This is a genomic window from Bacteroides sp. An322 (assembly GCF_002161765.1).
GTDB lineage: Bacteria > Bacteroidota > Bacteroidia > Bacteroidales > Bacteroidaceae > Phocaeicola > Phocaeicola merdavium.
Genome location: NZ_NFIN01000001.1, coordinates 243,652 through 266,803 on the forward strand (window position 1 = coordinate 243,652; position 23,152 = coordinate 266,803).

At 43.2% G+C, this 23,152-nt stretch carries 18 protein-coding genes; 6 read left to right on the forward strand and 12 right to left on the reverse strand.

Annotated elements, in window-relative coordinates; all coding sequences use genetic code 11:
• Positions 1-6: 6 nt before the first annotated feature.
• Entirely contained in the window at positions 7-1,464 is a 1,458-nt protein-coding gene (locus tag B5F91_RS01045; protein WP_087427248.1) for an aminoacyl-histidine dipeptidase, read from the reverse strand.
• Between the two features lie 7 nt (positions 1,465-1,471).
• The gene (locus B5F91_RS01050; protein WP_087427249.1) at positions 1,472-2,473 is read right to left on the reverse strand and encodes a lysylphosphatidylglycerol synthase transmembrane domain-containing protein; all 1,002 of its coding nucleotides are present in this window, start codon (positions 2,471-2,473) and stop codon (positions 1,472-1,474) included.
• Between the two features lie 101 nt (positions 2,474-2,574).
• On the opposite strand from B5F91_RS01050, the gene rsmA reads away from it, so the two are divergent.
• The 3 genes from rsmA (at position 2,575) to B5F91_RS01065 (ending at position 6,682) form a co-directional block, all read left to right on the forward strand.
• Positions 2,575-3,381, forward strand: coding sequence for a 16S rRNA (adenine(1518)-N(6)/adenine(1519)-N(6))-dimethyltransferase RsmA (gene rsmA / locus B5F91_RS01055; RefSeq protein WP_087427250.1), 807 nt, complete (start codon positions 2,575-2,577; stop codon positions 3,379-3,381).
• 28 nt (positions 3,382-3,409) lie between these two features.
• Positions 3,410-4,750, forward strand: coding sequence for a magnesium transporter (gene mgtE / locus B5F91_RS01060; protein ID WP_087427251.1), 1,341 nt, complete (start codon positions 3,410-3,412; stop codon positions 4,748-4,750).
• 123 nt (positions 4,751-4,873) lie between these two features.
• Positions 4,874-6,682 (forward strand): DUF349 domain-containing protein, encoded by a 1,809-nt coding sequence (locus tag B5F91_RS01065; protein WP_087427252.1) that lies wholly within the window; start codon positions 4,874-4,876, stop codon positions 6,680-6,682.
• Positions 6,683-6,773: 91 nt separating this feature from the next.
• Here B5F91_RS01065 and B5F91_RS01070 read toward each other — a convergent pair whose 3' ends face one another.
• A complete protein-coding gene (locus tag B5F91_RS01070) occupies positions 6,774-7,475 on the reverse strand; it encodes a Crp/Fnr family transcriptional regulator (protein WP_087427253.1) in 702 nt (233 codons plus the stop codon).
• Between the two features lie 118 nt (positions 7,476-7,593).
• Here B5F91_RS01070 and B5F91_RS01075 point away from each other — a divergent pair, with 118 nt between their 5' ends.
• Positions 7,594-9,783 carry a DUF5686 family protein gene (locus tag B5F91_RS01075; protein ID WP_087427254.1) on the forward strand — a complete coding sequence of 730 codons (2,190 nt, stop codon included), beginning with the start codon at positions 7,594-7,596 and terminating at the stop codon, positions 9,781-9,783.
• On the opposite strand, the gene B5F91_RS01080 is transcribed toward B5F91_RS01075, so the two are convergent.
• The gene (locus B5F91_RS01080) at positions 9,784-10,941 is read right to left on the reverse strand and encodes a glycosyltransferase (RefSeq protein WP_087427255.1); all 1,158 of its coding nucleotides are present in this window, start codon (positions 10,939-10,941) and stop codon (positions 9,784-9,786) included.
• A 183-nt stretch (positions 10,942-11,124) separates the two neighbouring features.
• Here B5F91_RS01080 and B5F91_RS01085 point away from each other — a divergent pair, with 183 nt between their 5' ends.
• Complete coding sequence (locus B5F91_RS01085) at positions 11,125-11,775, forward strand: DUF4476 domain-containing protein (RefSeq protein ID WP_087427256.1); 651 nt, start codon at positions 11,125-11,127, stop codon at positions 11,773-11,775.
• 7 nt (positions 11,776-11,782) lie between these two features.
• Here B5F91_RS01085 and B5F91_RS01090 read toward each other — a convergent pair whose 3' ends face one another.
• The 8 genes from B5F91_RS01090 to B5F91_RS01125 all read right to left on the reverse strand — a co-directional run bounded on the left by B5F91_RS01090 (position 11,783) and on the right by B5F91_RS01125 (position 22,499).
• Positions 11,783-12,718 carry an Rpn family recombination-promoting nuclease/putative transposase gene (locus B5F91_RS01090; protein ID WP_204244648.1) on the reverse strand — a complete coding sequence of 312 codons (936 nt, stop codon included), beginning with the start codon at positions 12,716-12,718 and terminating at the stop codon, positions 11,783-11,785.
• A 178-nt stretch (positions 12,719-12,896) separates the two neighbouring features.
• Positions 12,897-13,580: a DUF4493 domain-containing protein gene (locus B5F91_RS01095; protein ID WP_087427258.1), complete on the reverse strand. Its 684-nt coding sequence runs from the start codon at positions 13,578-13,580 to the stop codon at positions 12,897-12,899.
• 10 nt (positions 13,581-13,590) lie between these two features.
• Complete coding sequence (locus B5F91_RS01100) at positions 13,591-15,837, reverse strand: DUF4493 domain-containing protein (RefSeq protein ID WP_087427259.1); 2,247 nt, start codon at positions 15,835-15,837, stop codon at positions 13,591-13,593.
• Entirely contained in the window at positions 15,830-17,470 is a 1,641-nt protein-coding gene (locus tag B5F91_RS01105; RefSeq protein WP_204244647.1) for a PCMD domain-containing protein, read from the reverse strand. Before B5F91_RS01105 ends, B5F91_RS01100 begins: the two co-directional genes overlap by 8 nt.
• 20 nt (positions 17,471-17,490) lie before the next feature.
• On the reverse strand, positions 17,491-18,243 hold the full coding sequence (locus B5F91_RS01110; RefSeq protein WP_087427260.1) for a hypothetical protein: 753 nt from the start codon (positions 18,241-18,243) through the stop codon (positions 17,491-17,493).
• 170 nt (positions 18,244-18,413) lie between these two features.
• Positions 18,414-20,291 (reverse strand): DUF4493 domain-containing protein, encoded by a 1,878-nt coding sequence (locus B5F91_RS01115; RefSeq protein WP_087427261.1) that lies wholly within the window; start codon positions 20,289-20,291, stop codon positions 18,414-18,416.
• A 17-nt stretch (positions 20,292-20,308) separates the two neighbouring features.
• Positions 20,309-21,670 carry a DUF4493 domain-containing protein gene (locus B5F91_RS01120; protein WP_087427262.1) on the reverse strand — a complete coding sequence of 454 codons (1,362 nt, stop codon included), beginning with the start codon at positions 21,668-21,670 and terminating at the stop codon, positions 20,309-20,311.
• Between the two features lie 31 nt (positions 21,671-21,701).
• A complete protein-coding gene (locus tag B5F91_RS01125) occupies positions 21,702-22,499 on the reverse strand; it encodes a DUF4493 domain-containing protein (RefSeq protein ID WP_158099875.1) in 798 nt (265 codons plus the stop codon).
• A 445-nt stretch (positions 22,500-22,944) separates the two neighbouring features.
• Between B5F91_RS01125 and B5F91_RS01130 the strand changes: the two genes are divergently transcribed.
• Positions 22,945-23,152: AAA family ATPase (locus B5F91_RS01130; RefSeq protein ID WP_087427264.1), on the forward strand; the 208-nt coding region annotated here is incomplete at its 3' end.

Consider the following 23,152-nt stretch of genomic DNA (forward strand, 5'->3'; position numbering starts at 1 on the left):
TGTACATCATTTCTCTGGCGTATTGGCAAGCGTAGCGGTCAGGAAATCGTAGAACTTGGCTACGGACGCTATTTCGCATTTCTCATCGGGAGTATGCGGACCTACCAAAGTCGGACCGAACGAAATCATGTCTAAGCCCGGAATTACCGCTCCGATAATGCCGCACTCCAGTCCGGCATGAATCACTTTCACTTCGGGAGCTTCGCCGAACTGTGCCTGATAGGCTTCCTTCATGGCATGAAGAATGGGCGAATTGACATTCGGTTCCCAACCTGAATAGCCTCCCGAACGCTCTACGTGCATCCCTGCCATCGAGAAGCAGCTTTCGAGCGCCGTATTGCGATAGTCTTTCATCGACTCACGGGCACTGCGGGTCAATATCTTCACCGACGCTTTTCCTCCCTTAATGTCTACGATAGCCAAATTCGAAGAAGTCTCTACCGTATCGGGGATAGTCGGGATGTAACGCTCTACCCCGTTGGGACACGCATAGATAGCGTCTACCAAGTTGTCGCGGATTTCTTCGGGCACCATATACTTAGGCAAGTCCACCCGTTCTGCCTGGAAACTCAAGCCCTCTTCGATGGTTTCATATTCTTCGCGCCATACCTGTTCACACTCGCCTACGTATGCCAACACATCTTCTACTTCCTCTTCGGGAACCGTAATAATCGCTTCACATTCACGCGGAATGGCATTACGCATGTTTCCGCCTTCCCATGAAACGAGGCAAGCCTCATCGTAAGCAATCACCTGATTCAGGAAACGAGCCATGAGCTTGTTGGCATTGGCGTGACCCCAACCTATCTGAATGCCCGAATGTCCTCCGCGCAAACCTTTCAGCGTTACCTTCAAAGCCACATCCGTAGGGTCGGTCTCTTCTTCCTTGTATTCCAATGTAGCGGTCAGGTCTTCGCCTCCGGCACATCCGATATACAATTCTCCTTCTTCTTCCGAATCCAGATTGAGCAAGATATCCCCGTCAATTGTTCCGGGTTTCAAGCCGAAAGCACCATACATGCCCGTCTCTTCATCTGCCGTAATCAGAGCCACCAACGGACCGTGTTTCAAGGTTTTATCTTCCATGACCGCCATGATAGCCGCCACGCCCATACCGTCATCGGCACCTAACGTCGTGCCTTGGGCACGCACCCATTCCCCGTCTATTACCGGACGAATCGGGTCGATCTCGAAATCGTGTTCTGTTTCCTTGTTCTTCTGAGGCACCATATCCATGTGCGCCTGCAAGATAACAGTCTTGCGGTTTTCCATTCCCGGAGCAGCCGGTTTGCGGTAGATGATGTTTCCAGCCTCATCTTGGAAAGCCTCTACACCCACACTCTTGCCAAACTCCAACAAGAATGCCTGAACTTTTTCCAGATGTCCAGAAGGACGAGGAACTTGTGTCAACGAATAAAAATGCTTCCACACATTCTGTGGAGCAAGCGAAAGAATGTCACTCATACTGATTTTAATTTTTATGTTTGTTTGTAAGCGGCAAAGCCACCAATCCATATATACCCAACAAAATTAATAAAAAGGTTTGAATCCCGTGCACCAAAAGCGCAAATATTCCGGCATCTTCCTTGCTTACGCCATACATCATCATCATCGTAATGACCGCAAAATGCCACGGCCCGGCTCCGTTGGGCGTAGGTACAATCACGGCAATGCTTCCCACAACGAAAAGCACTAACCCTGCCATCCAACCCAAATGAGCGGAAAAATCAAAGCTATAAAAAGTAAGGTAGAAATGCAAGAAATAACAAGCCCAAATGGCTATCGTGTAAAGAATATACAACCACGGACGATGCACCTTACGGATGGACATACATCCTACCCACATGTTTTGTATCACCCCCTTGACTCGTGCAAAAATAGTCAGATTCCGAATCATCCATATCAGAAACACCAATGCCGCCGCGATGCAAACCAGCGTAATGTAGAAATTGGTCGAAGTAAACAAATGAAGGAAAAAAGCCCCGTCGGTGCCCGTTATCCGAAAGAAACGGGCAAAAATACCGGACTGCAAAATCAAGGTCACCCCCGTAATCAACAAAACACAGACCGAATCTATCAAACGTTCAGACACTACCGTACCCAAAGATTTAGAAAAAGATACATTATCGAATCTCGCCAAAATGCCGCATCGCGAAACTTCACCAATACGTGGAACCACCAAATTTGCCGCGTATGACACAAAAATAGCATACACACTATTCGAAAGCTTGGGAAATTCACCTAAGGGATACAAAGCCAGATTCCATCTCCAGCCCCGGAAAAGATGAGCCAACACGCCGAATACCAACGAAAACAACATCCAACCGTAATCCATTTCCCTTGCCAAAACCTGACGCACCTGCCCGAAATCGAATCCGTGGTACGTCCAAACTAAGATAGCCGCCCCTAAAATCAGAGGCAAGACAATCTGAAAGACCTTATTTATCCACTTTTTTATATCAGTTCGTTCCAAAATCTACGTAGTATTAAAGATTAATGCTTAACTTTGCAATGTGCAAAGATAATATCTTGCCGGAATAAAAAAGGTTATTTACAAAGAAAATACATACAGGAATGAAATTAGTTAAGCCCAAAAAGTTCTTAGGACAACATTTTTTGAAAGATTTACAGGTTGCACAAGACATAGCCGACACGGTAGATGCTTGTCCGGACTTGCCGATACTGGAAGTAGGTCCAGGCATGGGAGTACTGACTCAATTCCTCATTCCCAAAGGAAGGCAACTGAAAGTAGTGGAGCTTGATTTCGAATCGGTCGTTTACCTTCGGGAAAACTTTGCACAATTAGGAGACAATATCATCGAAAAGGATTTCCTGAGAATGGATTTAGCCGAACTGTTCGACGGAAAACCGTTCGTACTGACCGGGAACTATCCTTATAATATCTCCAGCCAGATATTTTTCAAGATGCTGGACTACAAAGACCTTATCCCTTGCTGCACGGGCATGATACAAAAAGAAGTGGCAGAACGCATTGCCGCATCTCCGGGCAATAAAACGTATGGCATTCTGAGCATTCTTATCCAAGCTTGGTATAAAGTGGAATACCTGTTTACGGTGCACGAACATGTTTTCAACCCTCCTCCCAAAGTGAAAAGCGCGGTGATACGCATGACGCGCAACGAGACTACCGACTTGGGTTGCAACGAAAAGCTATTCAAACAAATAGTCAAGACGACTTTCAACCAACGGAGAAAGACATTGCGCAACTCCATCTCCACCATATTGGATAAAAGCCATCCGCTCAGTGCCGACGCGATATTCAACAAACGCCCCGAACAACTCTCGGTAGAAGACTTTATCGACCTGACCAACCGGGTGGAACAAGCCCTTGCCGAAGCCCGTGCCAACACAAACCAATAACGTTCATCTGCTTTATATATAATAAGGTATGGAAAACGAAGAAATAAAGAAAGTATCCGAACTGATTGAAAACAAGGAATCGGATAAACTGAAAGAGATTCTGAACGACCTGCACCCAGCCGATATTGCCGAACTGTGCAACGAACTGGATGCAGAAGAAGCCCGTTCCATATATCTGCTATTAGACAACGAGAAAGCAGCCGATGTATTGATTGAAATGGACGAGGACGCCCGGAAGCGTTTCCTCGACCTTTTGCCTTCGGAAACCATCGCCAAACGGTTTGTGGACTACATGGATTCGGATGATGCCGTAGACATTATCCGCGACATGGACGAAGACAAGCAAGAGGAAGTCCTCTCGCATATAGAAGACATTGAGCAGGCAGGCGATATCGTAGACCTGTTGAAATATGATGAAGATACCGCCGGCGGTTTGATGGGTACCGAAATGGTTATCGTCAACGAAAACCTGAGTATGCCCGAATGTTTACGTGAAATGCGCATCCAGGCGGAAGATATGGACGAAATCTACTATGTATATGTAGTAGATGACGACGAACGGCTTCGTGGCGTCTTCCCGTTGAAGAAAATGATTACCAGCCCCTCGGTATCGAAAGTGAAGCACGTAATGAAGAAAGACCCGATATCGGTACACGTAGATACCCCGCTGGACGAAGTGGTGCAAGTCATTGAGAAATACGACTTGGTGGCACTTCCCGTGGTGGATAGCATCGGAAGGTTAGTGGGGCGGATTACGGTCGACGATGTCATGGATGAGGTACGCGAACAGGCAGAACGCGACTACCAATTGGCTTCCGGTTTGTCGCAAGACGTTGAATCGCACGATAACATCTTCCGCCAAACCACCGCACGCCTTCCTTGGCTTCTGATTGGTATGTTAGGAGGTATCGGCAACTCCATGATTTTGGGCAATTTCGACACCACCTTTGCCGCTCATCCCGAAATGGCTCTCTATATTCCCCTTATCGGTGGAACAGGAGGAAATGTCGGAACACAATCGTCCGCATTGGTCGTACAAGGATTAGCCAACAGCTCGCTCGATGCCGGAAACACATTCAAGCAAGTATTGAAAGAATCGGTCGTAGCCCTTATCAATGCGACCATTATCTCCATGCTGGTTTATATCTACAACTTTATCCGGTTCGGTGCCAGTGCCACGGTCAGTTATTCTGTATCCATCAGCCTATTTGCCGTGGTGATGTTCGCATCCATCTTCGGCACCCTTGTCCCCATGACGCTTGAGAAGTTGAAAATAGACCCAGCCATCGCTACAGGACCGTTTATTTCAATTACCAATGACATTATCGGTATGCTGATGTATATGGGAATTACCGTCCTATTAGCATGATAAAAGAAAAAAATGAAGGGCAACTCAAAAAAAATATCCAAAAAAATATGAAAAACCGATTTTATTCTTTTAATTTGTAATTATGGAATAAATAAACAAGATATTCTTTAAAATCTACATACGATGGAAGTAAACGAAACAAACCGCCCGCTAACTGAAGTTCCGGCAGAAAATGCACCGGAGACTTCAGTTCCTACTGTTGAACAAACCGAAAAACCTGCGTATGCCCTAAGGCAGACACAGGAAGAAGTTGTCGCACGTTTGACAGAAATCAACAAAGACGCCTGCAATGCAGACAAACAAGAAATCGATTATTTAAAACAAACTTTTTACAAACTGCACAAAGCCGAACAAGACGCAGCGCGTAAAGCCTTTATTGACGGAGGCGGAAATCCGGATGATTTCGTCCCTGCTCCCGACCCATGGGAAACAAGGTTCAAGGAAATCATGAGTTCCATCAAAGAAAAGCGAAGCATAATGGCAGCCGAGCAGGAACAGGAAAAAGAGGAAAACTTGCAGAAAAAGCTTGCCATTCTCGACAAAATGAAAACGTTAACCGAAACGACAGAAGACACGAGCAAGATTTACAGCGAGTTTAAGCAACTTCAACAAGAATGGAATGAAATCAAGCAAGTGCCTGCAAACAAGGTGAACGAACTTTGGAAATCATATCAGCTTTATACCGAAAAATTCTATGATATGGTAAAGCTGAACAATGAATTCCGCGAATACGATTTCAAGAAAAACCTGGAACAGAAAACACATTTGTGTGAAGCTGCTGAAAAACTGGCAGAAGAACCTGATGTGGTTTCAGCTTTCCATCAATTGCAAAAGCTGCACCAAGAATTCAGAAATATCGGTCCTGTTGCCAAAGACTTGCGTGAAAACATTTGGGCACGGTTCAAAGCCGCATCTACAGCCGTAAACCGCCGTCACCAACAACATTTTGAAATGTTGAAGGAAAAAGAACAGAATAACCTTGACCAAAAAACAGTCATCTGCGAAATTGCAGAATCCATGGATTATGACAACTTGAAGACATTTGCTGATTGGGAAAACAAGACACAGGAAATCCTTGCCTTGCAAGCAAAATGGAAAACCATTGGCTATGCCCCACAAAAAATGAATGTCAAGATATTCGAACGCTTCCGTGCCGCATGCGATGAGTTCTTTAAACGGAAAGCCGCTTTCTTCAAGCAAATTAAAGAAAGCATGGCTGAAAATTTAGAAAAGAAAAAGGCTTTGTGTGAAAAAGCGGAAGCACTAAAGGACAGTACAGACTGGAAACAAACCGCTGAAATCCTGACCCAATTACAAAAGGAATGGAAGACTATCGGACCGGTTGCCAAGAAACATTCGGATGCCGTATGGAAACGCTTCATCGGCGCATGTGACTATTTCTTCGCTCAAAAGAATAAAGCAACTTCTTCCCAACGCTCGGTAGAAGTAGAAAATATGGCGAAGAAAGAAGAAATCATCAAACAACTGATAGCATTGGATGCTTCCGGAAGCACAGATAATAGTACAGCCGAACAAACGCGTGCTTTAATCAAAGAATGGAACAGCATCGGTCATGTACCGTTTAAAGAAAAAGACCGTTTGTATAACGAATTCCATAAATGGGTAGACAAACTGTTCGATAAACTGAACCTTTCTGCATCGGAACGGAAATTGAGCGATTTCAAGTCAGGCTTAGGGAAAGGCGATAACTTATATCGTGACCGCGAAAAACTGGTACGTACCTATGAAAGCCTGAAGAGCGATATTCAAACTTACGAAAACAACTTAGGTTTCCTCAATTCTGCCTCGAAGAAAGGCAATACATTGGTAGCTGAAGTAACCCGTAAGATAGAACGTCTGAAAGGAGATATGGAACTGGTTTTGAAAAAAATCGAAGCCATTGATGAAAAGCTGAAAGAAAAAGAAGCGTAATCAAAACTTCGGTAAAGAGCCGGATAACTTAACTTAATGTCATTCTGAACAAAGCGCAAAACAATGTTCAGAATGACATTATTTTTAGGGTTTATCCTATCTTGCTGATTTTTTTCAGTTTCTCTTCATCCACGATTTTAATCTTACGTCCATCGATAATAATCAACTTCTCAGCTGCAAAATTAGACAATGTACGTATAGCATTCGATGTGGTCATATTCGACAAATTAGCTAGATCCTCACGCGAAAGATAAATACTAAGCGTACATTGGTCTTCTTCCAGTCCGTAAGTATCTTTCAAAAACAAAAGTGATTCTGCCAGACGACCGCGAATATGCTTCTGAGTCAGATTTACCGTACGCGCATCCGATATACCCAAATCTTTCGATAACTGACGGATGAAAAACATGGCAAGATCAGCATTAGCTCTTACCAACTCAATAATAACCGGCATAGGGACCAGGCACATCGTACAAGGCTCGAAAGCAGCAGCAGCCGTCACAAAATTCTCTCCGGCAAAATAAGCACGATAGGCAAAATATTCTTTATTCTTTACGACACGGATTATCTGACTGCGCCCGCCAACCCCGTCTTTATAGATTTTCACCTTTCCGCTTAACAGGCACATGAGATACTGAGGAGTTTCTCCTTCACAATAAATGATTTCATTTTTCCTATATTTCTGAATCGTAAAGTTCTGCGCAAGGTATGCACGCTGCGCATCGGTAAGAGGTTGCCACAAATCGGGGATACTTTCGGCAATCTCGGCTTCTGTTAATTCTTTCTTTACCATAAGTGCTATAAAACCATGTTATGGAGCACAAAGGTAGTAAGAAAAAATGAAAATCTTTACTTTAAACATTAAAAAATATCATGCAGACGTAAGGATTTATTATATATTTGCTTTTGCAATGGTAAAAAAAGGAAATGTATATAATTGGATGTTCTGGATAGGTGTATTTTGTCTTTTGACAACTTTTCCAGTCAAAGGGGTTGGGCAAACATTACCCTACAAATCACACGTACCCGATTCCATTCTGAGACATATTTTCCATGCCGCTACTTTGTATGCAACAGAAGTCAAAGAATACAAAGCCGATTTATACCTAAAAGGGCAATTGCAGATTCATAAACAGAACCGCATCATCAAATATATCCCTTCCATGTTCCGCTTCGAAAAGGGTGTAAACAAATACATACACGAATCGCTCAGCGAATTGCATTATACTGCTCCCAACATCTACGACCGGAAAGTACGGGCTATGGCTACCACATTTCCTGGAGGAGAAAGCCGTTTCTTTGATATTCTCGACTTCCTGAAATTCAACCCGTATGCGCCTTCCACCATGGAAGACAGAATACTTTCTCCTCTCAACGAACAATCAAGCGTACATTATCATTATCTGCTTGATTCTATCGACTACCGGAGAGAAGGCATCGTCTATAAATTACGCATCATTCCACGCTACCGAAGTACACAATTGCTGGAAGGCTCCTGCTGGATATCTTCCAATGATTGGACAATCCGTTACCTGGATTTCAAAGGGAAATATGATTTAATCCGATTTCATATCACCATGTATATGGGAGAAACAGAAAAGACAAAATATTTGCCCCGCATGTTAAATTTGGACGTAATCTTCAACTTTTTACGGAATAATCTGGAAATGAACTATACAGGCTGGATGGACTATACCGGCATCCAATTCCGAGAAAAAGATGAGGATCCGGAAAAATGGCTATCCAAAGACCAAAAGAAATATAATTTATCAAAATCATTCACCTTAACGTGTGATACGACCCAACTGATGCACAATCTTGACTCATTTGCCCGCATCCGCCCACTGCCCCTTACAGATGCGGAAGACAGCCTATACCGGAGTTACCAAGAACGAAGACAAATCGGTCCCGAAGACACATTGAAAGTAGAGCCTACTAAGTTCAAGAAAAATCTAGTCCTATTGGGACAAATGGGAGACGCCCTCATCAGCAGTTACGACATCGACATGAGCAAAGTGGGAAACATATCTTGTTCTCCTTTAATCAATCCGTTGTTGATAAGCTACAGCCATCGGAACGGAATTTCGTACCGGCAAGAATTCAAATACAACAAATTGTTCCATAGCGGCAAATTACTGCGTTTGGTTCCACAAATCGGTTATAACTTTACCAAAAAAGAGTTTTACGCCAAACTAGACGGTGAATATGTCTATAATCCGAAAAAACATGGAGCCATTTACTTGAGTGCAGGAAACGGAAACCGCATCTATAGCAGTATCGTACTCGACCAACTGAACGCACTACCCGACAGCGCATTCAGTTTCGACGGGCTGGAGCTGGATTATTTTAAAGACGTCTATCTGAATGTATCCCACAATATCGAAATTATTAACGGACTGACACTTTGGACCGGTATAGCCATGCATTGGCGTCATGCGGTTCACGGAACTCCTGAAGTAGCAGAACGGGTACGCCTAAGATACAACAGTTTTGCCCCTCGATTACGCATAGAATGGACTCCTGCCATGTATTACTACATGAATGGAAACCGTAAAATCAATGTCGGTTCACGCTTTCCGACCTTTGTCATCGACTACGAACGAGGCATCCGCGTATTGGATTATTCAAATCAATACGAACGTTTCGAATTTTCGGCAGAACAAAAAATACGGGTACGCGACCTACATACAATAGCCTATCACATAGGAGGCGGCTTCTTTACCAACCAAGATGATATGTATTTCGTAGATTATGTGAACTTTGCCAACCGCAATCTTCCCCAGGGCTGGAACGATGATATCGGAGGTACATTCCAGATGCTCGACTCACGTTGGTATAATGCTTCACGCCATTATTTCCGTGGGAATATGACTTACGAAACGCCATTCTTATTATTATATCCCGTAAGCAAACTGCTGTCGTTCATCCAAAAAGAACGGATATACGCAGGTATCTTATTCATGCCTCATCTGAATCCGTATCTCGAATTAGGTTATGGCGTAGGAACCCATCTTTTCGATTTCGGTGTTTTCATCGGAAACGAAAAAGGGAAATTCACTTCGGTCGGATGCAAATTCACCTTCGAATTATTCAACCGATAATCATCTCCGCATGAAATCCTCTTTCTTACAAAACAGATATTGGACATACCTCATCAAGCTTCCCACAGGACGAAACAAATCAAAGAAAGGCAAAAGACAACCAAACTTCTCCTGCAAATCCCATGCCGAATGATAAAAGAAATGCATAATTGACAAAAAACGCACTAATCCGAACAATCCAACAATGCCCGTCCATATCCATTCATGAGCTAGAATACTGATACACAAAGCAATGCCCCAACTCACATAAAACAATCCGCAAGTCCATGTTTCTATACTATTCAGCCAAGGAGCAATGCCTCGATAATAATACCCTGTAACCATAGCACTCAATTTTTCTTCTTTCCACACACGCTTAAATGCCGGAACAGGCAAACGCACAATACTTTCTGCTCCACGTGCTACCCGTGTATTCGACCGTTTAGCTACAGCATTTACCAAAAGGTCGTCCTCTCCCCGCAGCAACTGTAAATGGTCTGAAAAGCCTTTATGTGCTTGATAGACACTTTTCCGGTAAGCCAAATTATAACCGATTCCCATATACGGATGCCCCGCAAGTGCCATACAAAGATAACGCAACGAACGGAAAAAAGAACTGACAATTACACGCCGGGCAAAAAAGCCTTTCTTCGGGAAATAATTGCTATATCCCAATACAATATCCGTATCAGGCGTCATTTCGCGGGCAAGGCTCCGCAACCAGTTCGGACTGACAGGACGGCAAAAAGGACTGGTCACAACAATCCATTCATACCGGCTGGCACGTATACCCATTGCTACACCCAATTTCTTCCGACTCACGTATCGGGCAGTTTCCGGAATAAACGTATGATATAGATTCGGATAACGGTCCGACAAACGTTTTAAGATAAACTCGTCTTCTCCAGCCGATTTGTCGTTGATAACGATTACTTCAAACAGCGGATAATCTTGTTCCAAAATAGCAGGCAAATTCTCGTTCAGAATCTCACCGGAATCTTTCGTTACAATAATCACAGAAATAGGAGGCAAATCAACCGGTTCTGTATACGGTTTCCGGCTGAAATACCGGTGTAGCCTACTATAAATACCCAATATATAAAATAATTGTATTAAGAAAAACACGCCACACACACCCGTTGCCAAGGCAGAAAGTGAAGTAAAGTCTATTGTTATCATGGTGCTTATCGTTTAAAAACAATGCAAAAATAGAGCAAAATCCGGGAATGTATGCAATCTAATAACAAGAAATACGAAATTCCCTACCTGACATAGGGAATTTCCTAATTAGAAATAGTCATAATCCGTAGCAAATGGAAATTTTTCAGACTACCTTTGCCTTAGAATTAAAAAACAAAAGATATGAGAACAATCAAGACAGGATTATTAGCAATCGCCATTTGCCTATTGGCAAGCGGATGCAGTACACTTTTTACCGCATCCAAGAAAGACACAGTCAGTCACATCCGTCCAGGGATGTCAAAAGAACAAGTAGAAGGGATGTTAGGAAGCCCAGACTATACACGTTTCGACGGTGGTATAGAGCAATGGGAATACGGAAGTTTCTATTACGTTGATTCCCATTCAGTAAATGTAATCATTGATTTCGACAACGGAAGAGTCATTGCTCTAAATACATTCAATACGCCACCCGTAGCTCCTGTTCCCCCCGTTCCTCCTGTTGTTGCAGTACCTTCAACTGTACATGCAGAGCAACACTTCATGCTATCAGACGAAAAGCAATTCGAGAAATTCTATTACTGCATGAAAGAAGAACCGTTCACCAGCGGACGTTTGAATATGTTAGAAAAAGAAGTCAGACATACCGATTTCACATGCGAACAATGCATACGCCTGATGAACCTAAATACTTTTGATGATGACAAACTGAAAATGCTCCGTCTGCTTGCCCCGGTCCTATCCGACCCTGAAAACAGTTCAGAGATTTTAGACTCCCTGGATTTCCTATCATCAAAAGACAAAGCGAAAAAGATATTGCAGGAACACAAATAATAGAATATTACAAGCACTCTATTTCTTCCTCCGGCAATCCTGTGCTTTGAGCAATAACAGATACAGCAATATGTTGTTGCTTTAAAGCACGGGCTACTGCTATAGCTTTCTGTCTTTCTCCTTTCTCCACACCCGATGCTTCACCTTGTGCAAAGCCTATTTCCATACCTTCCGCACGACCTTCTGCACGACCTTCTGCCAAGCCTTTTGCATGCCCCTTAGTTTCTGCTGTTTTCATCACACTAAACCAGTCACGGTAATTCTTCAGGCTTTCTTCATATTCACAACGCTCCTTACGGTCGAATTTCGCTATTTCGGCAGCCTCAAACAAATGGGTAAACACTTTCTCTTGCAAGGCAGGCGGACGATTCATCAAACTAGCCAAATTACGGATAGCGTATAGCCACTTATCAAAAAGTGTCTCTAGCTCGGTTTCGGCCTTAGTAAACTTTGGCATTTCCAAATAGATGAATGTCAGCTTATCGTAAAAAACCTCTTTCGTAGCTAGTTCCACCAACTTCACTTCGTGGTAGAAATCATATTCATCAGGGAAAATGCAAAAATTCAAAATACCAATGGTATAAATACCTTTCAGTTCATAGTCCCATACACCACGAGGCACCTGCTCACGAATGGCGAAAGTAGAATAGAAAATGCTACGGTCCTTAAAGAATTGCTGTTCGCCTTTCTGCATCTCCACTAAGAAATATTCTCCTTTTTCGTTCTTGCAATACACATCAAATACGGCACGGCGGTCATATTCCTGTGAGCCCAAATGTTCCGTGTTGAGGTAAGTGATATCTTCTATTACCTCTTTCCCGCTCAAGAGCGCATTGAGAAAACTGACAAGCAAGTCCTTGTTTATTTCCGTACCGAACAACTTCTTAAAAGCGAAGTCGGTATAAAAGTTCACGTATCTTTCAATAATGCCTTCCGAACACATAACTTTCATTCATTTTTATTAGTCCAAGACAAAGAAACTATTTTATTTCGAGAAAATCAAGAAAAAGGAAGCCATTTATTCCAAGGTTTTGCCACGGACATAAACAGATGGCGTGGATAGACACATCTCTGTGCCTATCCACGCCATTTCCTTATTTCAGAGTTTTAGAAACCGTTTCTTACCGTGCTACGTGAAACGATTGGGTCTCCATTTCGTAGGATACGGTATAGATTGTTCCGGAAACGACTTCGTTCCTCGTTCCCCCTTCCGGTTCCGACTCTTCCCCGTCTGCATTGGTCGCTTTCAATGAATAGCTGAATGTTACCTTGTCGCTATTATAAGGGAAATAAGCAGTTTCCCCTTCTTTCAATTCCACCGACCTGTCGCTTGTCACCGTAAATGCATAATTTTCGAAAAAGGTATTGAATTCTTCTGGAAGTTGTAATGTAACACCAAAATTAATCATCGGTACTTCTATCTCTTCTATCAGCGTTGTTCCATTGGCCTCTACCGTAATAGGCTCTCCGGTATATTCAAATATAGCCACACCGTTTCCGTCATAAGGATCAGGCAAAGTAGCAGCTGCATTATACACATGAAGCCGGTAGGTTCCTTCAGGCAGTTCGATGCGATCGGGCACCATCCCCGGACCGTATTGACGGAATATGGCATCTTCTTGCAAGATATCGACGTAAAGGTCTGCATCTACCGCACGCGATGATACCGTTTGTTGGTTTACCTGCACGTCAATGCTTTCCAAAACCAAGTATCCCGTAGCGGTATTATCCGGTAATGTTTCTTCCTGCTGGCAGCTTGCCAAGAGGAAGGTTCCTAATAATAGGTATAGTATGGTTTGTTTCATATTTCGTTTCTTATTTATCGTAAACTAATTCTATATCATCAATGGTTAGGACACTACCAACGTATGCGGGTTCGTAAGTATGTGCAGACAGAGAACCGTTTTCCAATATATAAAATGTTTGTGTAATTTCCCGATAGGGCATATCCGCACCTTCATTTATAGTAGATTTGAATATAACATAGATGTATTTACACTTTGCATAAGTCGTTCCATTTGCATAATCCAATGAGACCGATTCTTGTGTCCAATCGTTCTTTGTCTCGGATGATGTTTTGTCATTTTGAACAATCACATTCTTATTCTCATCCAACAATTCAATATGAACGCTCCATGAGTCGGTATTATATGGAGCATATTTACAATAGAATTGCAAGGCTGTAGGACGGCTGGAGAAAGCTGCGTTTTTTTCTTCTGTGTAAGTATCACTACCAGATATATCATTCCCTGTCATTTCAACATTAGCAGTACCTGTGAATAATTTCCCGGCTACTTTGTTTATTTCTAACTCATTGTGAGTATGTATAATAAAATCAACTCTTGTATTACCTCTTCCATTTGCCGTACTTCTTAATTCTGCTGCTAACCCACTGCGTCCAGCTACATACGAAACGGCATGAAAGCCATTATAATTAGCCATCGTAACGGAAGAGGAATTATGTCTATGTCTGGTAGTATAATCATTATTAGTATCCCAAAACGAAGCACCGCCATCACTCCATGGATTAAATGAATATCTGTTACCTGTATAAGTTTCATAACTCCATTGATCCATATTTCCATTCGGTAACTGCTCCGGTGTTTCCAAAGTAGCTTCAACCTCATTAGAAGCAATAGCCCCACGGTACAAAGCACGTACTTTATACGTTTTCTCCGCTATCTCTTCTGCTGTCGAAGAAAATTGTTGCGTACGTCCAGTTACATTGTCACGAGTAGTACAATTTACCCAACCTATACCATTATAATACTGATAAACCAAATTGGCTTTTATCTTTTCAACATCGGCATTGCCCGTCACCTGTACCTCATCAATCGTAAACTCACGCGACCAACAATTTCCCGGTTGTACAGCTACCGAAAACTCTGGTTTGTTGCAAACCAATGTATAAGTCAGATTTGCCGATTCATCTTCACTGCTCCATCGGTTATTTGCTTGTACATCTACTGTTATCGTATTCGTGGTAGGCGTTCCATTATTCGTATGCAACTTATCTGTCAGAGCGGAAAGGTCGATGTTTGCCTGCGTATCCCCTACATCGGGTAACAGAATCCCTAATGCCTCTTCGATGGCAGCTTTGTCTGCTGCATTCGACAACAGATATTCTTTCTCCTTGTCCAAGGAAGCGAATTGTTCATCTTCAAAATCAAACTTCAACTTCATATCCTGCAAAGCAGAAGAAAGGGCAAAGTCCAATTTGGGCGTTACGGCTTCTGTTTCTACAAAAGCCAGCGTATTATTGTTATCAAATCCCGTAGCCTCTACTTTCGGTTTCGGCAACCATTCCAATGGAATCGTTTCGTTAATGGTAACAGAATCCACTTCTACTTTGCTTATCTCTACACGCAAACCTGGAGCAGCGTCACTTAGCTTCAGCGTAATCCGGCAATGCTTTCCGGCAGCAAAGGTAGACGGACTGGAAAGATCGGAATTCTTCAAAGGCACTTCTTTCTCGCCTCCTCCGTTCCGCAAACTTCCCACAAAAGTAAAGACAGGCATCGAACCCGCACGGTAATAAGCACTTTTCCCATCATTGGTCAATGTAGTGACAGAAGTATTGACACTGACCCTCACTCCATACGAAACAAACTGGCTCTCGAATGTATTCGTTCCGCTATTATCAAACACTACCGAAGCCAACGCATTCGCAACCTTACATTTTACGTTTACAGTCTTCGATTCTCCGTCTGCCAACTCCGCTTCGGCAGTCCCTTTATAATAAGGAGCATCCACAGCCAAGAGTTGATTCTCACCGTGCGTTGCCTCTATCGCATACGTCCCGGCAGAAGCCTGAATCAAATCGCTTGTGTACGAACCGTTGTACAGTTCGCTTCCTGTTACCTGATTCGTTATCTTCAAGTTGAATTGCGAAGCCACAGGCTCGCCCAACTCCTCAGGCGTACTGCGCGACTCCACCTTTACATCTTCCGCCAACGATACAAGAAAACCCGTCTTACTCGTTTGCGACAGGTTTTCTTCCTCGCTGCATGCCACGAAAAGCACGCTCAATATTGCTGCAACTAAAAACTTTACTTTATTCATATACCAATTCCATTTCGTCTACAAACATTTCACTTGCATCACCACCTGTAAAGAAATCACCGTATTTACTCGAACTGCATACGATTATCAGGTAGCTCGGTGTTTTCTTTTTATCATAATATTCAAACGGCACTTCTATTTCCTTGTAAGTTGTCTGATTTTGATTCGAAGCAAATTCGCCGTAGGCAATCACCGAAGGGTCATGCCGATTGAACGAATCTCCTTTAGCTGTACGAATTATATATTTCTCCGAAGTCAAAGCAAAATATACATGACATGAATCGTTTTGATTCCGCATATACTCCAATCGGTCTTCTTTGACGCGGTTTACTTTCGATGTCTTATATTTATATGAAAACCGCAAAGCCGAAGGGAAAGTAGCAAACTCACGCCCTAAAGCCAAGACACCATTCGTGCCGTCTAAAGCGAAATCGCCCGTAAAGATGTTTCCCGCGGCCAGCTTGATAGCCGCCCAGCGCGATTGCAGATGGGCAGCCGTGCCCGACACCGCATCATTGGTAGGCGTTGTGATACTGCCTATGAAAGGAGCCGAACCGCCATTGCCTGTGCTCCAGAACGAAGTGGCACCCGAAGCCCACGGATTGTATAACGTTTGCGTACCAGCTTTTTCTTCCGACCAGTCTTCAAAGCCTCCGTTCTCCAACGGGGTGGCAGGAGCGGTAGTAAATGTCTGCTCCTCGCCTGCCACTCCGTCGACACTGACACGGTACTGGTAAACAGTCCCCGCACTCAGTCCACTGAACGAAGCCGAATAAGACGTGCCATTCACCGTCACAGCCGAAGCGGACAATGCCGTCCACGAACTTTCACCCTGTGCCTTATATTCCACCACCGGTGTCTTACCGTTCTGAATCGTTCCGCTTAACTCTGCCGTAGTCACCCGCGCAAAGACATCACCCGTAGCTCCGCTGCTTTCCTGATGGTAGACATAGACCTTCCACGGATAAGAAGCCTCTTCCCAGGCATAAGATACATAGAACTCTTGCGGTGTCGAGAAATCGAACGTATCGTATTCTTCCGGATTGGGCACTACCTTGCCATGCGCTCCGCCTAAATTGAACGTAGTGACATGGATGGCATCCAGCTCTTGTTCGGGTGAAACATAAATAATCACACTTCTTGAATGAACATCAATCACCGGATTCCCGATTTGGTTTTCCACCACAATCTCCCGGTCAATAATCTGGGTCACCGTCACCGTCCAGTCGTAATCCTGATACGTACGCAGGGTGAAATGCACCGGTCGGGTAAAGTCCATCCGCGTATCCATCGAAAGAGGCAAATCGTCTACCGAATCGAATCCTTCACGAGGAAAACGCTTGTAATCCTTGCACGAAGCCGAATCGGGTAGCAGTTCGGCTTCCTCGGATATGCCGAGACGGGTAATCCGCAATTCGCTAAGGTCTACCGAATCGTCTACATAGAGCGTCACCGTGCGGTTTTGCGTACTGATGGCAGCCTGTACATTGCCACCTTCTTCACCCGCACGCTGTCCTTCTACTTCGAATGCCGTAATGTTTCCTTCCACAATGGGGTAAGGAATGTCGTTTTCTATCTTGCAACCATGCAGTGCCAGCAAGCATAAAGTCGTATAGAGTAATTTTTTTATCATTCTATTCAGTTTGTGAATTCTTATAAATAAAATGTCATACCGATATTAATCGAGAACAAGTCTATCTTAAAGTTTCCTGAACTTGTCCGCCGTTTTCCGCTTTCCACCTGATTGGTCTTTTGGTCCTGCCATTTGAAGTCGAAGCCCATAATATCCATCGAAACCTCTACGGCAGCAAAATTGGTGACAAATGCAGTTAACCCCGGAGCAATACCGATTTGCAAGTGATTGGCTTTTTCGAATGTACCGTCATATTCCGTACCCGAGCCGGTAGAGTTTTTTCCTGTACTGTATCCGTATGAAAGACGCAATTCATTAAACAAACCAAATATCTTACTGTTGCCTATCGGCATATAGGTACGTAAAAAGCCCGATACGTCATACCGATGCTGCAAATAATACAAATCTTCCAAACTGATATTGAGATCGTCCCCCAAATTCACCTCGAAGTTAGGCATATCCAAATACGTACGGTTATAGGCAAAACGGAATCCGGCAGCCATATTATTGGCAAAGAAATAGCCTACGTAAGGGCTAACCTTAAAGTTATATCCTTTCCCTTCTACGTTTTTCAATACCAAGAAGTTCAGGTTGTCTTCTTCATGTTCGGAATAGGAAACGCTACCCCCTGCCATCCATTGCCCTTTCGGGATAAATACACGCTCTTGCACACCCCGGTCGATGCGCTTCAGTTTCCGTTCACGCTTTTGCGCCCCTGCAGATATCGCAATAGTTAAGAGGCAAATGATTGCTAAAAGTAATCTTTTGGTCATGTAAAAAAGTTGTCTTTTTGTTTTATATGCTTTCTATCATCCTAAAATAACTTCCTAAAAAACAGATGTCATTCTGGAACGCAGTGAAGAATCTCGTGCACATCCATGTGAATGCATCCGAGATTCTTCCTCCCTACGGTCGTCAGAATGACAGACCTTAGGGTTATTGCTTATTTATTTTTCCAAATGGCAGGAGTGCCTTCGTAGACGAGGCTGAAGTCGTCAAGATAAAGGGTACTACCTGTACCACCGGTAAAATAGTCACCGTATTTACTTGCTGAGCAAACGATAATGATGTAACTCGGAGTTTCTCCGAACTGACTTTCCTTGTATTGCAAAGGAATGGTAAATTCAGTATAACCGTTTTTGGCTTCACTTTCCGTTACATAATCTCCTTCAATCGTTCCATAAGCAATGATATTGTCATCGCCTTCGAAATCAATAAAGGTGCTTTCTTGCTTATTATTAACAGTATATGTTTTCTTAGACAACGCTATGTAAATGGCACATTGGTCTGGTTTTCCTTCCGATACTGTCGCATTAGCTGGTAGATTCTCGCCTACATTGTCTACATTCTTTGGATTATATTGATAATAGCCATGCAGTGCTATCGGACGAGATGTGAAAGGTCTACCAAAATTAATCGTTGCACTCATATCTAAACTTGCACCACCAAAAGACCCTGTATATAAGCTTGCAGCAGCAAATGCTTTAATAATCACAGCATTTATAAGTTTTGATTCCAAACGAGCTGCATATGTACCTGAAATAATAGGACTTTCTATTTTATTAGTAGGGTCTAACTGCCCTGTTGAATTAGCGCCTCGATTACTTGTATCCCAATACAAATTACCTGCATCATAATCTGTTCCTGAACATGGGAAAGTCGTATCTTTATTTGATAAAGCAGTCTTTGCAGAACGAACGCACCAATCCTCAAATCCTCCGTTTTGTAAAGCTTCTTGTTTTTCTTCAGTTTCAGCCTCCGTTGTAGTAAACGTCTGAGCTTCTACAAGCACTTCTTTATCTTTGCTTACCAAACGGTATTCATAAGTTGTAGAAGCCGACAATCCTGTAACCATAGCAGTGCATTTGCCATTTTCTACTGTAGTGGTTACGTCTATCCACGGAATTTCGTTAGCACGAGATGCCGTGTTAGTAGTTTCACGATATTGGAATTTCGCACCTTCAGCACTTGCGTCCGTCCCTAATTCTGCTTGCAAATAGGCTACATTACTCCATGCACCAGCGGTTGATTTATTAGTTGGAACAGTAGATACATTAAAAGTGTACGAATATTCATGCGTAGTCGGATCTACTGTTACAGAAATTGTCTTATTGCCTGTTTCTGCATCTGCCTCTTTAATGTTCAAGATGAAATGGTCGCAAGCTTTCACTGGATTGCCCTCCGCATCAGTCAATTCCTTACGCATCGAGTGCGAATCGCCATCTTTATTCACCACGGTAATGGATGCGAACAATTTTGTTACTGGGAAATATCCCGAACGAGTTTCCTCTGTGTCAAAAGCTAAACTATATACAGCAGGAGTGCCGTCATTCGGAACTTCATCATTATCTACTGTTGCAGCGACAGAACGCACTTTAGCTATTAATGCAGGATCAAAATTCACAGTCACCTTCACATTTGCCAACTTACAGATTATGGTTTCATTTGCTTCTCCATTGGCAGTAATGGTTACTTCTTTACTTCCTGTGTAATAAGGAATATCAAAACCGGCATCCTTGCCATCGAATCCATTAGAAGAAGCCTTTATTGTGTACTTGCCTACCGGCAATTCAATTTGTTTACCACCCCAAAGCTCCCAGTCTTCGGTCTCTTTTACCGTTTCACCTTCAGCATTTACAATCTGTACAGCGATTTGTTCAGGCTTGTAATTTTCAGGAACTGCACGCGAGTTAGTACTCATATCTTCGTTTACAGTCAAGCGAAGATAACCCGTTGCCCCTCCTAACAAATTCTCTTCCTGCTGGCAAGCAAAGAAGAAAAGGGTACTTACTACTAATAAGATAGTGTATATTCGTTTCATTGTTTCATTTCTTATCTTTATTCAACGACAATATTTAAACGTACAGGTTCACTCAAAGAATTACCATTATTATCAGTTACCATAATCTCAAACACATGAGCACTTTCACCTGTAGTTCCTATATCCAATAAAGTTTCAAAAAATGCTCCTACTGGGAAGCTATAATTTGGTGCATTCTCTACAGGTACTTTTAAACTGGGTGCTATATATTGCAATAAAGGTTCTACAGAGGTGTTGCCGACTAAATCAACACCTTCTCCTGTAAAATCAGCCATATCTTTTATAAAGTCCAGCGCATCTTTAAACCCCTGATTTCCAGGAATTATCTTCACTAAAACATTCTTTAATCCGACATACTCATCACTACTACCATTTTTCAAAGCAGTCTGAATCAAGATATCTGCATCCGCTTCCATATCATCCGGCAATGTATATGTATTTTGCGGGAATGTCACAGTAGGCAATTCCGGTTCTGGAGTTGGAGTCGGCGGTTCCGGCTCTTTATTGTCATCATCACCATCATTACCCGGCTTAACCGTTACCGGCACATCTTCTTCCTCTTCATCAAACGAAACACTTGCATTAATCGTAATTCCGCTACCTTGGATACCTGTCGGATCTTCTGAAGTATTTTCTTCCATTTGGATAGTCAACGCATCGCTGCCTGCCCAATTGCTGCCATCAGGTTTAGACAAGAGACGCGATTCGGTGACCTCCTGCCCTCCGCCCGTCGGCGTAGCGGTAATAGCGACCTTGATTTCTGTAACATTCTCTGCTACCATCCAATAAACTGCAGCCGGATTCTTGTCTGTTTCGTCAAAATTCAAGATATTGTCACTACCATCGTTTATCGTAATGTCCCACGATTCAAACTTCGTCAAGAAATTTGCTGTATAAGTAAGCTGAATCTTCATGTTCTTCATGGTACACTTCACCTCGGCAGAAGATTCCACTCCCGCAGTAATCTTAATAGGTGTCGTACCCTCATAATAAGGAGTAGCCATCTGCGGCTCCAGTTCAGCATTGGAATGCGCCGTTACGGTATATTCGCCTATGGGCAGTTCCACCTTGCCCCCGTTTTCCGCCTTCAAGGCTGCATAGCTTTCGTATTCCTTGGAGTAAGAAGGGTCGGTCACACCAGTAATGGTTACCGGGAAATCATCGGCACTGACTGCTACACCTACATTTTCACCATCATTGTTTGCATTATCCGCACGCGAAACCACACTGTTTTGCGAAGCGTTGACCGCTACACCCAAGTTCAGGTATCCCACTTCGGAAGTCCCCGCACCGCTGCCTTTCAGTTCATCTTTCATCTCGCACGATACGAGACCGGCACAAAGCATCAGACATGCCGTTATTGTATTGAATAATTTCATACGTTGTTCTGTTTTAAAGTTTGTTTATCTATTAAAGCCAATCCGAAGGGATTTCGATATCGATAGGAATATCATTTACCGAATTGTCTATCTCAATAGTAATACCCACATTTCCAGTCGCTTCTTCCACTACTGGAGCAATGTTCAGCTTCCATGCCTTGGCAGCACTGATATCGTGTGTCCTTACAATATCACTGGCAGTTTTTCCTTCTTTATCTACCAGCTTAATGGTAGCGGTAAGTTTTTCTGAACTTGTGACCGCCATATAGACGGGGTCGGCATTATCCTTATTCCATGTATAATTACCTTCACCCAAAGCATCAGTTCCGGTAAACACCACATAATAATCATTGAAGTAATCTGCCATCTTGGCATCGAAGTTCACCGTTACCCGTGCACACTGTGGGGTGCAGTTCACCGTGGCAGTCGCCGTTTGGCCACTGTTCACATTAAAGCCAGCACTTCCTTCCATATACATTCCTTTCGTGGTAGCACCAACCCCCTTGTAGTCTTCACCAGTAAAAGCGAGCACCGTATAACTTCCGTTATCCAATTCTATCAAATCTTGTGGGATAGTCGTACCTGTCCATTCACAACCGTCTACTACATTGCCGTCTTTATTCAAAATCTGAACGGTGTAGTCAGCTAAATTTTCATAATCGGATTCGGAAAATGCTCTCGACTGGAAATCTGCCCCCACATTGAGAGCCAGCTTCACCAAACCCTTACCTTCTGCGCTTCCCGCTACCGCCTCATCTTCCGAAGAGCAAGATGCCACCACGGCACCCATTGCCAGCATCGCGCAAAACATTACTGCATACTTTTTCATCTTTCTCTTATTTAAGTTTATTAGTTTTTTAATTCGTAAGAATCCTGCCAACATGACAGTTCTTTACCGACAAAAATGCATACGGGTGCATCGGGCTATTCATTAGGCTGCATCGGCTGACGAAGCCTGCTTCATCGGGCTACGAAGCCGCATCCGTCCAGCAAGGCTTCCGATGTGCCTGAACTAGACATCCGCACACATATAAAATCTTTAAAATATTCTGGGTGCAAAATAACAACCTTTCACATGCTCATGCAATATCTATTTCTATTATTTTTGGTCTGTTTTTCACAATCCTGTACTTATATCAAGGCTATAATCCTATTTTTTATGCCTTTTCTTCATAATTCAAACCCAAAGCCGTTGATTATCCAGCGGGCATTATTTGATTATTATCGAAAAAATTGTATCTTTGCCTAACGATAACATTGGAAACTTATACGGTATGGAAAAGGCAACTATCAAAGGGATTCCTTATGGAGTGGCACGCTTCGACGAAGTGCGGAATGAGAATTTCTATTATGTAGACAAGACGATGTACCTTCCTTTATTGGAGAATACAAGCAAGTACCTGTTCCTTATCCGTCCGCGCCGCTTCGGCAAGAGCATGTTCGTAAGCATGATGCAGGAATATTATGACATCGCCAAGGCAG

Excerpts from the sequence above, each read along its gene's own strand:
- B5F91_RS01045 (WP_087427248.1), bottom strand. The coding sequence starts at position 1,464 with ATGAGTGACATTCTTTCGCTTGCTCCACAGAATGTGTGGAAGCATTTT.
- rsmA (WP_087427250.1), top strand. The coding sequence starts at position 2,575 with ATGAAATTAGTTAAGCCCAAAAAGTTCTTAGGACAACATTTTTTGAAA.
- mgtE (WP_087427251.1), top strand. The coding sequence starts at position 3,410 with ATGGAAAACGAAGAAATAAAGAAAGTATCCGAACTGATTGAAAACAAG.
- B5F91_RS01065 (WP_087427252.1), top strand. The coding sequence starts at position 4,874 with ATGGAAGTAAACGAAACAAACCGCCCGCTAACTGAAGTTCCGGCAGAA.
- B5F91_RS01070 (WP_087427253.1), bottom strand. The coding sequence starts at position 7,475 with ATGGTAAAGAAAGAATTAACAGAAGCCGAGATTGCCGAAAGTATCCCC.
- B5F91_RS01075 (WP_087427254.1), top strand. The coding sequence starts at position 7,594 with ATGGTAAAAAAAGGAAATGTATATAATTGGATGTTCTGGATAGGTGTA.
- B5F91_RS01080 (WP_087427255.1), bottom strand. The coding sequence starts at position 10,941 with ATGATAACAATAGACTTTACTTCACTTTCTGCCTTGGCAACGGGTGTG.
- B5F91_RS01085 (WP_087427256.1), top strand. The coding sequence starts at position 11,125 with ATGAGAACAATCAAGACAGGATTATTAGCAATCGCCATTTGCCTATTG.
- B5F91_RS01090 (WP_204244648.1), bottom strand. The coding sequence starts at position 12,718 with ATGTGTTCGGAAGGCATTATTGAAAGATACGTGAACTTTTATACCGAC.
- B5F91_RS01095 (WP_087427258.1), bottom strand. The coding sequence starts at position 13,580 with ATGAAACAAACCATACTATACCTATTATTAGGAACCTTCCTCTTGGCA.
- B5F91_RS01100 (WP_087427259.1), bottom strand. The coding sequence starts at position 15,837 with ATGAATAAAGTAAAGTTTTTAGTTGCAGCAATATTGAGCGTGCTTTTC.
- B5F91_RS01105 (WP_204244647.1), bottom strand. The coding sequence starts at position 17,470 with ATGATAAAAAAATTACTCTATACGACTTTATGCTTGCTGGCACTGCAT.
- B5F91_RS01110 (WP_087427260.1), bottom strand. The coding sequence starts at position 18,243 with ATGACCAAAAGATTACTTTTAGCAATCATTTGCCTCTTAACTATTGCG.
- B5F91_RS01115 (WP_087427261.1), bottom strand. The coding sequence starts at position 20,291 with ATGAAACGAATATACACTATCTTATTAGTAGTAAGTACCCTTTTCTTC.
- B5F91_RS01120 (WP_087427262.1), bottom strand. The coding sequence starts at position 21,670 with ATGAAATTATTCAATACAATAACGGCATGTCTGATGCTTTGTGCCGGT.
- B5F91_RS01125 (WP_158099875.1), bottom strand. The coding sequence starts at position 22,499 with ATGAAAAAGTATGCAGTAATGTTTTGCGCGATGCTGGCAATGGGTGCC.